General features: G+C 45.5%; 16 protein-coding genes and 1 tRNA gene. 10 read left to right on the top strand and 7 right to left on the bottom strand.

The features are described from left to right. Positions 1 to 49: 49 nt before the first annotated feature. Together KDD36_12680 and KDD36_12685 are read left to right on the top strand one after the other, a co-directional pair. Positions 50 to 727, top strand: a complete 678-nt coding sequence (locus KDD36_12680; protein ID MCB0397506.1) for an SCO family protein — start codon at positions 50 to 52, stop codon at positions 725 to 727. A 31-nt stretch (positions 728 to 758) separates the two neighbouring features. Further along, positions 759 to 1,034: a hypothetical protein gene (locus KDD36_12685; GenBank protein MCB0397507.1), complete on the top strand. Its 276-nt coding sequence runs from the start codon at positions 759 to 761 to the stop codon at positions 1,032 to 1,034. Between the two features lie 13 nt (positions 1,035 to 1,047). On the opposite strand, the gene KDD36_12690 is transcribed toward KDD36_12685, so the two are convergent. Beyond that, complete coding sequence (locus KDD36_12690) at positions 1,048 to 1,812, bottom strand: response regulator transcription factor (GenBank protein MCB0397508.1); 765 nt, start codon at positions 1,810 to 1,812, stop codon at positions 1,048 to 1,050. A 130-nt stretch (positions 1,813 to 1,942) separates the two neighbouring features. Continuing rightward, positions 1,943 to 2,152, bottom strand: coding sequence for a hypothetical protein (locus KDD36_12695; GenBank protein ID MCB0397509.1), 210 nt, complete (start codon positions 2,150 to 2,152; stop codon positions 1,943 to 1,945). A 200-nt stretch (positions 2,153 to 2,352) separates the two neighbouring features. Between KDD36_12695 and KDD36_12700 the strand changes: the two genes are divergently transcribed. The 4 genes from KDD36_12700 to KDD36_12715 all read left to right on the top strand — a co-directional run bounded on the left by KDD36_12700 (position 2,353) and on the right by KDD36_12715 (position 4,297). After that, the gene (locus KDD36_12700; protein ID MCB0397510.1) at positions 2,353 to 3,201 is read left to right on the top strand and encodes a hypothetical protein; all 849 of its coding nucleotides are present in this window, start codon (positions 2,353 to 2,355) and stop codon (positions 3,199 to 3,201) included. A gap of 47 nt (positions 3,202 to 3,248) precedes the next feature. After that, positions 3,249 to 3,491 (top strand): T9SS type A sorting domain-containing protein, encoded by a 243-nt coding sequence (locus KDD36_12705; GenBank protein ID MCB0397511.1) that lies wholly within the window; start codon positions 3,249 to 3,251, stop codon positions 3,489 to 3,491. A 288-nt stretch (positions 3,492 to 3,779) separates the two neighbouring features. Next, entirely contained in the window at positions 3,780 to 3,998 is a 219-nt protein-coding gene (locus tag KDD36_12710; GenBank protein MCB0397512.1) for an addiction module protein, read from the top strand. Next, positions 3,998 to 4,297, top strand: a complete 300-nt coding sequence (locus KDD36_12715; GenBank protein MCB0397513.1) for a type II toxin-antitoxin system RelE/ParE family toxin — start codon at positions 3,998 to 4,000, stop codon at positions 4,295 to 4,297. Before KDD36_12710 ends, KDD36_12715 begins: the two co-directional genes overlap by 1 nt. 483 nt (positions 4,298 to 4,780) lie before the next feature. On the opposite strand, the gene KDD36_12720 is transcribed toward KDD36_12715, so the two are convergent. Further along, positions 4,781 to 4,869, bottom strand: a tRNA-Ser gene (locus tag KDD36_12720). 101 nt (positions 4,870 to 4,970) lie between these two features. Between KDD36_12720 and KDD36_12725 the strand changes: the two genes are divergently transcribed. Further along, positions 4,971 to 5,561 carry a DUF922 domain-containing protein gene (locus KDD36_12725; GenBank protein MCB0397514.1) on the top strand — a complete coding sequence of 197 codons (591 nt, stop codon included), beginning with the start codon at positions 4,971 to 4,973 and terminating at the stop codon, positions 5,559 to 5,561. Between the two features lie 46 nt (positions 5,562 to 5,607). Here KDD36_12725 and KDD36_12730 read toward each other — a convergent pair whose 3' ends face one another. Then, positions 5,608 to 7,797, bottom strand: a complete 2,190-nt coding sequence (locus KDD36_12730; protein ID MCB0397515.1) for a TonB-dependent receptor — start codon at positions 7,795 to 7,797, stop codon at positions 5,608 to 5,610. Between the two features lie 211 nt (positions 7,798 to 8,008). On the opposite strand from KDD36_12730, the gene KDD36_12735 reads away from it, so the two are divergent. Together KDD36_12735 and KDD36_12740 are read left to right on the top strand one after the other, a co-directional pair. Continuing rightward, positions 8,009 to 8,677, top strand: a complete 669-nt coding sequence (locus KDD36_12735) for a metal-dependent transcriptional regulator (protein ID MCB0397516.1) — start codon at positions 8,009 to 8,011, stop codon at positions 8,675 to 8,677. Then, positions 8,677 to 9,501, top strand: coding sequence for a ZIP family metal transporter (locus tag KDD36_12740; GenBank protein MCB0397517.1), 825 nt, complete (start codon positions 8,677 to 8,679; stop codon positions 9,499 to 9,501). Before KDD36_12735 ends, KDD36_12740 begins: the two co-directional genes overlap by 1 nt. 21 nt (positions 9,502 to 9,522) lie before the next feature. Here the strand turns inward: KDD36_12740 and KDD36_12745 are convergent, their stop codons facing one another. Continuing rightward, complete coding sequence (locus KDD36_12745) at positions 9,523 to 10,023, bottom strand: MgtC/SapB family protein (protein MCB0397518.1); 501 nt, start codon at positions 10,021 to 10,023, stop codon at positions 9,523 to 9,525. 79 nt (positions 10,024 to 10,102) lie between these two features. Here KDD36_12745 and KDD36_12750 point away from each other — a divergent pair, with 79 nt between their 5' ends. Next, positions 10,103 to 10,459, top strand: coding sequence for a phage holin family protein (locus KDD36_12750; protein MCB0397519.1), 357 nt, complete (start codon positions 10,103 to 10,105; stop codon positions 10,457 to 10,459). Here KDD36_12750 and KDD36_12755 read toward each other — a convergent pair. Beyond that, complete coding sequence (locus KDD36_12755; protein ID MCB0397520.1) at positions 10,447 to 11,589, bottom strand: CPBP family intramembrane metalloprotease; 1,143 nt, start codon at positions 11,587 to 11,589, stop codon at positions 10,447 to 10,449. The genes KDD36_12750 and KDD36_12755 overlap by 13 nt on opposite strands. Before the next feature lie 68 nt (positions 11,590 to 11,657). Beyond that, positions 11,658 to 12,368: SDR family oxidoreductase (locus KDD36_12760; GenBank protein MCB0397521.1), on the bottom strand; the 711-nt coding region annotated here is incomplete at its 5' end.

Raw genomic sequence — 12,368 nt, forward strand, 5'->3', positions numbered from 1 at the left:
AGGCAAAAATAAGTTTTTCTGGTAACTTTGAAGTCACAACTGCAACTGTATGTTAAAAAGATCGGAGAAAGTAAGGTTGGGATGGCTCGTTGGTGTGCTTGTGACAGGTGTAACGATCGGGTATTTCATCAATGTAGAAGCCGGTCAGAAAGCACTTCCGGTATTCAATCCTTCAGATGTAAACCCAAAGCTTGTTGACGAATCGGTGCGGAATGTTCAGCATGATCATCACATCAAAGATTTTCAGCTGCTAAACCAGGAAGGTCGATCGATCTCTAAAAAAGACCTGGAGTCTAAGGTCTATGTTGCAGATTTCTTTTTTACCACTTGCCAGGGAATATGCCTGGATATGGCCGTGCAAATGAAGCGGGTGTACGACGCTTATGAGGATGATCCCCGGGTCATGTTCATCTCCCATAGTGTGATGCCTCAGAGAGATTCTGTGTCTGTGTTGGCAGAGTACGCCGGGAAACAAAATGCTTCTGTAGAAAAGTGGATGTTCCTTACAGGAGAAAAAACCGAGATCTATGACCTCGCCAGAAAGTCTTACTTCGCAGTTACCACAGAGGGTGATGGTGGTGAAGCCGACTTCATACACACGGAGAATTTTATTCTTATCGATACCAAACAAAGGATCCGGGGATATTATGATGGTACTTCCCCGGAGGACGTGGACCGGCTCATTCAGGATATTTCTGTGCTTTTAAAGGAAGGTGACTCTGATTGAGAATCTCCTGTGTATATTATAAAGTAGTGCTATGATGCACAGTTTCGGTGGCCAGGTACAGGCGATGATCAATTCGCTGAAGGCCAACAAGGCACTTAGAGGTAAGCGCAAAAGCGGAAAGGAACTGCTGGAAGGATATGCCGGAAATCACCGTGACCCCTTACAGTTCAAGGATGCCACTGAAAAGGAAATCGAAAACTTCAAGCAAGCTCTGCACGTCAGGCGTAAGCGCGAAAGAATTCGAAATTTCGTTATTTATCTCGTGGTTTTTGGTGGTGTGATACTTGCGCTCTACCTGATGTTTTGATCTCAGGCACTTTCTACATCCCTATCTTTGCAAGGACCTGCATCAGTTCCGTTTTTTTTCGGGCGGAAACCTCCACTTCCGTTCCATCTACCAGCGTTACATAGCCTCCCTGCCCTTTATGGTATTTTTTGATGTGCTGCAGATTGACCATATGCGACTTATGCACCCTGAAGAAATTGCACTCGGTGAGCATTTCTTCATATTCTCCCAGGCTACGTGAGACCATCACCCGGTTGCCGTCCCTGAAGTAAAAAATACAGTACGATCGGTCGGCTTCACAACGCAGGATGTCGGATACATCACAAATCTCAATGCCATCGGCTGTTGGTAAGGCAATCTTTGAAAACTCAAAGCCTTTAACATTCTTACTGCTTTTGATCAGGTCGATTGTGGGATTGACTTCTTTCTCCTGTTTTTGCTCCAGTTTGTTTCCAACCTTATCAACCGCCGTTCTCAACTCGCTCAGATTAATAGGCTTCAAAAGAAAGTCCAGTGCAGCGAATTTTATCGCCTTTACTGCATAGGCAGCATGCGCGGTGGTGAATATGACCTCAAAATTTGGGTTATCTACCTGTTCCAGCAAAGAGAAACCATCGTCACCCGGCATTTCCACATCAAGAAATACCAGATCAGGATTGGTTTGGTTAACCAAATCTTTGGCTTCGTTTACACAATCCGCTTCTCCGGCTACTTTCACATTCGGGCAAAATTGGTCAAGCATTTTGCTTAGCGCCTCCCGGTTTTTCTTTTCGTCATCAACGATAATACATTGGATCACTGTGCATCAAGTTTATACAACGAAGGTAACTATTATCCCTATAACTAATCCTACGTATTTATACGTATTAATCTGTTTTACAGACTATTAAATAGTTCGTTTCGAAGGAATTGAAGCGAAAAACCGAAAGTTAACGGTCTACCGGTTTATTGCGCTCTTTGTATCTCAGAAAGGTCATGATCAAGGTCAGATCCTCTTCTGTGACCGTGCTATCGGGGAGATTTTCCTCGTGGCGGGCATTGGAAATACGTAATTCATATCCTACCAGTTGTGACTCATCAAAGTCAGTTACAATTTTCTTCCGGCCTTCATAGGAGGTTAATGCCAGGAACAGGAGCAAGGGGAGCTCAAGAGTATTCAGGTAAAATGTTTCGAACAGAAGTCAATATAAAGTATATTTGCGCTTTATTTAAGTCCAGTCCTGTTATTCGAAATACTGCGTTGCAAACAACAGCAAGGAAGTTAACGAGTGAGGTAACAATCCCCCTAAACTTATTGTTTAAATGAATTTGGAGATAAACATCCGGAAAGCATAGGTTCATGGCAAAACAGGATAAATTACAGGAGTTGATAAAGACAATGACGTCAAGCGAGAAGAGGTCTTTCAAGATCTTCGCAAAACGTCATGTGATCGGAGGTGATCAAAATAACTACGTTTTGCTTTTCGACACACTTGACAAGATGAGTGAGTACGATGAGCAGAAGTTGAAGAAGGAATTGGGTAAAGCTTCCAAATACCTGTCCGCTCAAAAGCACAATCTGTATAATCTGATCCTGGTACACCTCGATAACCTTCATGCCAGGGCATCCATCCAGGACGAGACAAAAAGGTATATCAACTATGCCCGGATACTGATCAATAGGGGGCTTTATGAACAAGGAAGCAAACAACTGCAAAAAGGAAAAAAGCTGGCAACGACACATGATCTGTTTAACGACCTGCTGCATATCCTTGACCTGGAAAGAATTCTTGCACTGCAATCAACCCCTGCCGATGGTTTGGCAAATTATATGACCGAGCACTATAAGGAGGTCAGTGATATGATCTCCAAACTTCAAAACAAATATGAATATCTGGGACTGTCAGATCACATATTTGCTTTGCATAAGATGAAGGGGGGGATTCGAAATGAAGGTGACCTGGAGGAATATCAACAGTTCAAAAAAACACTTGAGCAGGGGGAGGCAGATGCCTTGTCATTTGACGCACGGCGCTTTTTCTATGGCGCCAATATGTATTATTATCATGGAATAGGCAATCCGGAGAAAAGCCACGAATACCGACGAAAAAATGTGGAACTCTTTGAAAGCAACGCAGATCGTACTTCTTCTATGACTGGGACATTACCTGGACGGGTGGTTGTAACAGCACCCGTTCAACCGTTATAGCTACGGTCGGCTGCGTAAGCCAGGAAGAAAAATCTTCCGATAAGAGTGTGATGGTATACCCGAATCCGGTTCACCAGGGTAGCGTGCATATTTGGATTAAGAATGCTGGCAGCCAGGGAGGCCAGGTGCAGTTGGTGAACATGCTGGGAGAGGTCGTTCATGAGAAGACGTTCTCTTCTTCCGATCAACGGTTGACTTTTAATATGACTACTGATCAGGATGGTGTCTATTTTGTCAAAGTCATAACGGGCAAAACGTATGCTATAACAAAGGTCGTGAAGACCAATTGAGTGATTCCTCTTTCTGAACGCTCTTAATGTATGCTGTTTTGGGGACAGCATGAAGCAATGATCCTCCATAGTATCGGACTATGGAGGATCATTGCTTTTTGTTTTCAGGGCTTTGCCAGCTCATCAGCGGGCGGGCGCGTGTTCCAAACTATTACATCTTTTACAAGTTGAACCGGTTTATAGAAAGGTTGGGGGTGGTTTATATCCTTTTGAATGTCTCCGATGAGGTTGCTGAAAATCGAATAACAAAAGAAACAGAACGAGAATAAAATACGTTAACTTTGAAATATGAGTAATACCATTACCATACAAGACCTTTTGAAACTGAGTGTGGCTGAACGCATCCTCTTGATAGAGAAACTATGGGATAGCATAAATCCGCAGGATATTGAGTTAAGTGAGGCCCATAAAAAGGAACTGGATAAGCGCTTGGATCGCTACCTAAAAGGAGAAACCAGGTTTTTCAGCTGGGAAGAAGTAAAACGCGATCTACATTCCGGTAAATAGTGAGATATCGGCTGTGGCTGTCTGATGAATCAAGATTTGATATACTTGATGCCTTTGTGTGGTATGAAACCCAGCGTGACGGCTTAGGTAAAGATTTTGAGCTTTGTTTGGAAGCGGCCTTCTTCAGTCTCACCCGCAATCCGCGTACCTGCCAGGTCGTATATAAGAAAATAAGAATATTCTACATAAGCCGTTTTCCGTACGGTATTCATTACCTTGTGGAAAAGGAAAATATCCGGATATTGGGTGTGTTCCATACCAGCCGGAATCCCAATTCATGGGAAGAACGACTTAAATAAAGCAACCTGCTCCCGCTTTTCTTATTCTAGTATACAAGAAGACACAAATCGAAGCATGAGAACTTACGGATTTTTCCTGTATGCTGTTGCTCTATGCTCACACTGTTTTTGGGGGATTACTTTCTGTGATCCCAGGTGGGGGGCCTGCAGTGTGATCATACAGGGAGGGCGGAGCGTGAAGAAATGACCCGGTGGGTCATTTTAGCGACGAGCCAGCTTGCAGGGTTGGAAACAATTTGGAGCAAGGAAGCTTACGGCCACGAACTGTATGCTGTATGCTGCTGCTCACACAGTTTTTACGGGATTAACTCCGCTTCGCTCCGTTGATCCCGCGTAGGGGGCCAGCAGTGAAGTAAAGGCCCGACCTCCGCGTTGCTGCGGTCGTCTTTTTTGTTTTCAGGGTACTGCCATCTCAAGCGCGCTTGGATGTCATTACCCTGAAAACAAAAAAGCCCTGTCAAAACAGGGCCTTTTACTTCACTGCGGAGAGAGGGGGATTCGAACCCCCGGTACCGGTTTCCCAGTACGACAGTTTAGCAAACTGTTGGTTTCAGCCACTCACCCACCTCTCCGTGTGGTGTAACTGTATTCTTTGCCTTTACAGGCGGGCACAAAAATAGTAAAATTGTATTGGAATGGAACCTGTGCGGTCAAGTTTCGTAACTTTAGGTAAATGCGTTCGACCAGGTACTATTTCAAATCAGTTGTTTCTATTGTATTTCTGGGCCTTATCATGTCTTTTGGTTTATTTCAGGACGAAGGCAAAACCATCGCATGGAGCGAGAACAGACCTCTGAAGTGGGAAGATTTCCAGGGCCCTCCCGCCGATGACAGTCCGTATAAAGCCTTGACGGATTACCGGATCACCTTCAAGGGCAGTATCAATCCCAATAATTATGGAAAGAAAGGACCTAATGTGCAAGAAACCGTTTACGAAGTAGACTGCATGTTCAATATCGACCGTTCTTGGGTGAAAGAAGGTGCCCGGACGGAAGAATTGCTGAAACATGAGCAAGTTCACTTTGACATTGCAGAATGGCATGCACGAACGCTGAGAAAGGAACTCGATAAACTCAAAACAGCCGACCCTAAAACACAAAAACTGGCCACCAAACTGTTCCAGGATATCTCACGGGACTGTCGCCGTTTACAGGAGCAATATGACAGCAACACAGATCATGGTGTTAAACCCGATCAACAGGAAGAATGGTCAGGCCGGGTAGCAAAAGAATTGAAGAAACTGAGCAAATACGCTAAAGAATAACAAAAGGTGAAGGTGCACTCGCCCTTCATTCTTCATTCTTAATTTTTCATTCTTCACTCTTCATTCTTAGTTCCTTCAGGCTAAAGCGCAATCCCACGAAGAATCTTCTGACCTGTAACGGACCGTAAGCATACGAAGTATCAAATCTGTCTCCGAACGGATGTGCAGGATCCACCAGTGGACTTGGCTGGGTATAGTTCCAGATATTCTTTACGCCTCCGTACACCTCTACCCCACAATCAAAAACCTTTGTTACCTGAACATTTTGCAGTGTATACCATGGGGATATTACCGGTCTGTCAAAAGGTGCGGCAAATGCGGGAAGATGCTGTGGCCCCATCACCCTTCCTGTCAGATTGGTGCTCCACCCCTTCTTCTTCCACTCATACCCTACGCCAAATGTGCCTGATACCACGGGAGCAAACAATTGGCTGACCCGGTGGGAGATTCCGTTCACATCAGGCGCCATTTCATATACATCCTGAAAAGTGGCACCTACATTCATCTTTAGCGGGAATTTAAATTGCTGCTGCACGTTAAAGGCGAAGCCCCTTGTAATGCCATAGCCATCCAGGTTATCATAAATGATCAGGTTCTCGTCCGTTTCGTAATCAGGAATGATCTTGTTTGTGTAGTAAGTATAGAAGGCGTCGAGGTCCAGGGTTCCGACCCCGCCGATGAAATTGTATACCTGGTTGAAGTTGGTGGTGGCATTATAACTTTCTTCCGGCTTGATCTTTTCCGTGATTAAAACCGTTCGCGCCCCGGTCAGAGCTGCATGGTCTTCTGTAAACAAATGAACTTCCCTGAATCCGGTACCCATATTAAGACGGGCCGTTGAATATGTACCGACCTTATACTTCATACTCAATCTTGGAGCCATAATGACCCCGTGTTCCTGATGATGATCCAGACGGATTCCTGCCAAAAGATGCGTTCGCTCCCGGATGGTTATATCATCCTGAAGGAAAAGCCCGTGAACCAACTTCGCCTCATTTGTATTGGCCAGTGAATTGTCCTCGTACAATTGGTACTTGGCCGTTGTACCCATTAACAGGTCATGATTTGACAGGACTTTGTTCCATATAAGGTTGGCAAAGTAAACAGACTGGTCTGCCTTGTAATGGGTGGTGCCATAATAACTGTCCTGATGATGGCCATTCATTGAATAATCCAATCTGATTACTTCTTTCAGTGGCAGCTGATAGGTTCCGATCAGTTCCCATCGTTTGGTTTCAATGCTTTCCCCGTATACATTGTCGCTTCCCCTGTCCTTATCCTGCCAGTTAAGCACCCCTCCGAATCGATCTTCATAATAGTAGCGAAAAGCAAGGCTGGCTGCCCGGTCATCTTTGCGCTTCAGGTTCCATTTATTGTATACCGTGACCCTTTCATTCAAAGGGATATCGGTAAAGTTGTCCCTATTAAAATCCATCCGGTATTGATTCCGGTAAAAATTACCACTGACCGTGGTTGATAATTTCTTTCCCCTGAAAGGTGTGATAGAAATATCTGTACTGGACTCGCGGTGGCTGGTATAAAATGTATTAAAGGTGATCAGGTCCATATCTTCCGGCCTTTTAGTGATAATGTTTATCACGCCGCCTACTGCCTCCGTGCCATATAATGTTGAGGATGGTCCCTTGATAATCTCCACCCTTCGGATCAGTGAAATAGGAATGCCGTTGAAACCGTATACCGTTGCCAGTGCACTCATGATAGGCATACCATCGATCAGCACCAAGGTATATGGGCCTTCCATTCCGTTGATATGGATGTCGTTTGTTCCGCAAACGCCACAGTTGATCTGCTCCTGCACCCCATTCACAGTCTGCAGCGCTTCGATGACATTATTTGTGGGATTAGCTTGCAGAAATTTTGGAGTAAGCACCTCTACCTTTACCGGTGACTCGGAGACAAACGTTTCTTTCATAGTGCCTGTTACAACAACTTCCTGGAGATTATTCGTTAGCTCCTGCAATTCCAGGCGCACCTGAACCACCTCTCCGGAACGTATCGTCACATCTTTTTTTAACGGACCATAGCCAACGGCAGAAACAAATAAGGTATATGTACCTGCCGGAACGGATGTGATCTCAAAATGCCCGTTCACATCTGCCGCGTTGCCAAGCGACGTTCCCTCCAGTCCAACGTTTGCATAAGCAACGGCTGTTCCTTCGGACAAAATAACTCCCTTGATTACTCCATCTGAAGCGTTACCAGCTAGGGTAATCATGGTTCTGCAAGCAAGGAAAAGTATTAAAACGAAGTTTCTCATATCATATTTATCTGCAAAGCTGATGATTCGTTTAATGGTGGTGCTCCCTTGATCAGGGTATTTGCGCTTCGCTGTTTCAGGGTATATCTCATCAACATATAAGGCAAAGGTAAATATATTTTTAGGTTTATCTAAATTTATTTTATCTTTGCCCTAAACATCTACGTGTATGGAAACCCTTGCGGAAGAGAACTACCTTAAAGCCATCCAACGCTTGGAAGAGGATGGCAAGAAGGGTGCTTCGACTAACGATATCGCACGTCGCCTGAACACAAAGGCTTCATCGGTAACGGACATGATGAAACGACTGGCAGATAAAAAGCTTGTTGTTTATGAAAAGTACAAGGGCGCCAGACTAACCGCATCCGGATTAAAGGTGGCCCTTCGCATCACACGTAAACATAGGTTATGGGAAGTGTTCCTGGTTGATAAATTGGGCTTCAAATGGCATGAGGTGCATGAGATTGCAGAACAACTGGAGCATATCCAATCACCGGAACTTACCAACAGGCTCGACAAATTCTTGGGCTTCCCACGTTTTGATCCACACGGCGACCCGATTCCGGATGCAGATGGAAACATTAAGACCCGACCTGCCATGATATTGTTGTCTGAATGTGAAAAAGGAAAATCCGGTACCATTGTGGGTGTTCAGGACTCTTCTGATGTTTTCCTCAAACATCTTGAAAAAATGGGGTTGGTGCTTGGTACAAAAGTGGAGATACTCAATAAACATGAGTATGATGATTCGATGGAGATCAGGATCAATGGAAAAACACAACTAACCCTTACCCATCGTGTTGCCAAGAATCTTTGTGTGGTAGAGATCAAGGAATGATGACAGAACAAATCCGCAATTACTTTGAACACTTGCATCCGGTGATGGGTGCTTTGGTAGCCACCACCTTCACCTGGCTGGTAACGGCAATGGGGGCGTCGCTTGTGTTCATGTTCAAAAGCATGAAGCGCAAGTTGTTCGACACCATGCTGGGATTTACCGGAGGTGTGATGATCGCTGCAAGTTTCTGGTCACTGTTGAATCCGGCAATCGAAATGTCGGAGAACCGCGGTGTCCCGGAATGGTTTCCCGCCGCCGTCGGCTTTTTAGCAGGCGCTCTGTTTCTTTTTGTATTGGATAGAACGATGCCGCATCTTCACATCAATTTCAAGGAGGGGCAGGCGGAAGGAATGCAAACGCATTGGCACAAGACCACCCTGCTCATTCTTGCCATTACCTTGCATAATATTCCGGAGGGACTTGCTGTGGGCGTGGCATTCGGAGCGGTAGCATCCGGATTGCCCCATGCGGATCTTGGGGCAGCCATTGCTTTGGCACTGGGGATTGGGCTACAGAACTTTCCCGAAGGTTTGGCCGTGGCCATGCCATTACGACGTCAAGGGGTTACGAGGTGGAAGTCATTCTGGTACGGACAATTGTCAGCCATTGTGGAGCCCATCGCAGGTGTACTTGGCGCCATTGCTGTTATGTATGCGGAACCGGTTCTCCCCTACGCCCTGGCATTCGCTGCAGGCGCGATGGTTTATGTGGTGATCGAAGAAGTTATTCCGGAATCTCAGCAGGATAAGTATTCCGACTTTGCTACCCTTGGATTTATCGGTGGATTCATTGTGATGATGGTGCTTGATGTGGCTTTGGGGTAATCGTCGGAAAACTGGGCACCATTAATCTTCTGTCTTTCCGGATTCTTCTTTATCCAGATCCACCGGTTTATGAATACCACGTCCAAGGGGCTTAACATGCCTTTCCACCCAGTTGATTCCTAACAACACAAACAATGTGAGGAGGGATAATGTAAAAGCGGAAGCATAACGCTCCATGCCAATAAATGCACCCATTGCAGCGAGTATCCATATAACTGCTGCCGAAGTTACGCCCATGATGTTTCCGCTATGGGTCATCATCACACCAGCGCCCAGAAATCCCACACCTGTAACGATCTGACCTATTATTCTACCGGCATCAGGATGCTGCCCCGGTCCAAAGTTTGCCAAAACCACAAAACCATATGCGCCCATACACACAAGGATACTGGTTCGTATGCCGGCTGGCTTTCCAAAAATTTGCCGCTCAATACCTACAAGGCTTCCGCATAAGACGGCCATTCCAATTCCCTTCAAAGTAAGGGGGGCCAGATCAAAATAGGTATTCAGTTCATTCCACATACATGCAAATTTGAAATTTTTAACAAGTATCACAATACCGGCCCTTCAAATATTATTAACTTTAAAAAAACACGTCTTAATGCTTGCCAGAATCCTCCTATCATCGATTGCCGTTGCCATTACAGCATGGCTTTTACCAGGGGTACACCTCGTTGGATTGTTAACAACCCTTCTTGTAGCCGTATTTCTTTCGGTGGTCAACAACTTTGTCAAACCCATTCTCATACTCTTGACGCTCCCCATAACCGTATTTACCCTCGGACTTTTTCTGTTGGTGATCAACGCCTGGATGGTACTCTGGGCCAGCGACTGGATCAATGGATTTCAGGTAGATGGCTTTTGGTGGGCCCTTGGCTTCAGCCTTGTATTATCGGTTGTCAATAGTTTACTGGGCGTACGCGATAGGGATAAGCCCGAACGGCGTTACAAGAGGTAATCAAGGCTAATAACCAGTCCATTGTATACCAGGTGCCCCACAACACCATACCAGATGGATCCGTATAGTCTGCGGTAAATTCCGAAAACAAAGCCTATCGGTAGGAGCCATATCAACGCGACAGTTGAGAAATGGAATACTCCGAAAAGCAGGGAACTAAACACTAAAGCCATACGGGGAGGCACAATTTCTTCCAGCCGGTTATACACGAATCCACGAAAAGCCAACTCTTCGAATATGGCAGGTTGAATAATCATTATCGCAGGAATCACCAGCCAGCTGTGAGGGGAAGCCGATAACATATCTACATATGATGTGGATCGGATTTCATACATACCGTGCAGCCATGCGACGGAAAAATGAATGGCCATTGCAAATATCCCGGAGACCAAAATAACGGATGCCAAAGGCCTCATCTTTGGTCGGGTCTTTAGAAGTGGAATCATATTTCCTCTGTCCAGCCAAACATACAATAACACCACTAAGGCAATCAAAATGTCCATGGCAAGTACACTGGTGAACCCTTCACCGAATATCCAACCGGAACGATGGGCAACCGTGAACCCCACGAGAGAAAGTAAAAAAGAACCTATAAAAAGGAAATGTACAAATGGCTTGCTGGTGGGTTGATTAAAAATGCCACAAGCCGGACAAAACTTTTCTGTAACCGAGTGCTTGCAATTCTTACAGGTATGGGACATCCAGCCTGCCGATTGGTTGTATTTGGAACTAAATACGGCAAGCACGCCCCGCAGGAAAACCAGGGTGAAAAGAATTTTATAAAAGGTTCCCTTTTCAAGGTAGTCAGGATCATGAATCCATTGCCATGACTGAAGGCATACATAGAATAACATACCTGAAAGAACACCAAACCGCGGACTACGGTAAGTAAACCAAGCCAGAAGGATATAGGCCAATGAAATTAACACATTGGCAACGGCATAAATATCAACGGGTGGTTCCGCAAGCCCTAAAAGTGAAAGCGCAGCAAGCAGAAATAATAAATACCTGACATAGAATACCGGTGACCTCTGAATGGCATCAGGGAACCTGACCTGGGAAGAATAAGGGTGCTGTGATTTCAGTTGAACGCCACAGTGTGGGCAATACAAGTCATTGTCATCACCCATGCGGTGACATTCTTTGCATGAGCGGGTTTGGTGATTCCTAACCTGCTCATCCACTGCTGCGGGTCCGCTTACCAATCGATTTCCTTCTTATCCCGGTAAAACCTCCCACCCCTTACCATCTCATCGGTCGCAAGCCATATCGCGGTCTCTGCACCTTCAGAAACCGTTCTGATTGCAGAGCGCCCACCCATGTCGGTTCGGACCCATCCCGGGCACATCGCAAATACCTTAACCATATGGGTAAATTCCTTGGACAGCATAATGGTCAATGCGTTCAAGTTAGATTTTGACAGGCGGTAGGCCGCATATTTGCCATTGAGATCAGCCAGGGACCCCATACCACTGGAAACATTGATGATTCGTCCATCCTCACTTTCCGAGAGCAATTTGAAAAACACCTTTGACATGCGTAATGGCCCGTAGAAATTGGTGTTCATCACTTGCTTGAATTCGTTCATGGTGGTATCCAACACACCTTTTGCTCCCATGCTTATTCCGGCATTATTAAAGAGCACATCCAGCTTACCATGTTTCTTTTTGATCAACATAGCCGCTTTTTTTATGGAATGAGTGTCGGTTACATCCAATCCGATTGCTTCGACCTTTCCCTTGACCTTTTGCATTGCTTCCTGAGCCTGCGCCATGTCGCGGGCACCCATGTACACTAAATACTTGCGGGCTGCGAGTTGTTTGCAGATCTCCAAACCAATTCCCCGGTTTCCACCGGTTACAAGTGCTATTTTTACTTCCATTCGAACGCTGTTGATTGTTCGGTGAAA

Source organism: Flavobacteriales bacterium (assembly GCA_020435415.1).
GTDB lineage: Bacteria > Bacteroidota > Bacteroidia > JACJYZ01 > JACJYZ01 > JACJYZ01.

Excerpts from the sequence above, each read along its gene's own strand:
- KDD36_12680 (MCB0397506.1), top strand. The coding sequence starts at position 50 with ATGTTAAAAAGATCGGAGAAAGTAAGGTTGGGATGGCTCGTTGGTGTG.
- KDD36_12685 (MCB0397507.1), top strand. The coding sequence starts at position 759 with ATGATGCACAGTTTCGGTGGCCAGGTACAGGCGATGATCAATTCGCTG.
- KDD36_12700 (MCB0397510.1), top strand. The coding sequence starts at position 2,353 with ATGGCAAAACAGGATAAATTACAGGAGTTGATAAAGACAATGACGTCA.
- KDD36_12710 (MCB0397512.1), top strand. The coding sequence starts at position 3,780 with ATGAGTAATACCATTACCATACAAGACCTTTTGAAACTGAGTGTGGCT.
- KDD36_12725 (MCB0397514.1), top strand. The coding sequence starts at position 4,971 with ATGCGTTCGACCAGGTACTATTTCAAATCAGTTGTTTCTATTGTATTT.
- KDD36_12730 (MCB0397515.1), bottom strand. The coding sequence starts at position 7,797 with ATGATTACCCTAGCTGGTAACGCTTCAGATGGAGTAATCAAGGGAGTT.
- KDD36_12735 (MCB0397516.1), top strand. The coding sequence starts at position 8,009 with ATGGAAACCCTTGCGGAAGAGAACTACCTTAAAGCCATCCAACGCTTG.
- KDD36_12740 (MCB0397517.1), top strand. The coding sequence starts at position 8,677 with ATGACAGAACAAATCCGCAATTACTTTGAACACTTGCATCCGGTGATG.
- KDD36_12745 (MCB0397518.1), bottom strand. The coding sequence starts at position 10,023 with ATGTGGAATGAACTGAATACCTATTTTGATCTGGCCCCCCTTACTTTG.
- KDD36_12750 (MCB0397519.1), top strand. The coding sequence starts at position 10,103 with ATGCTTGCCAGAATCCTCCTATCATCGATTGCCGTTGCCATTACAGCA.
- KDD36_12755 (MCB0397520.1), bottom strand. The coding sequence starts at position 11,589 with ATGGGTGATGACAATGACTTGTATTGCCCACACTGTGGCGTTCAACTG.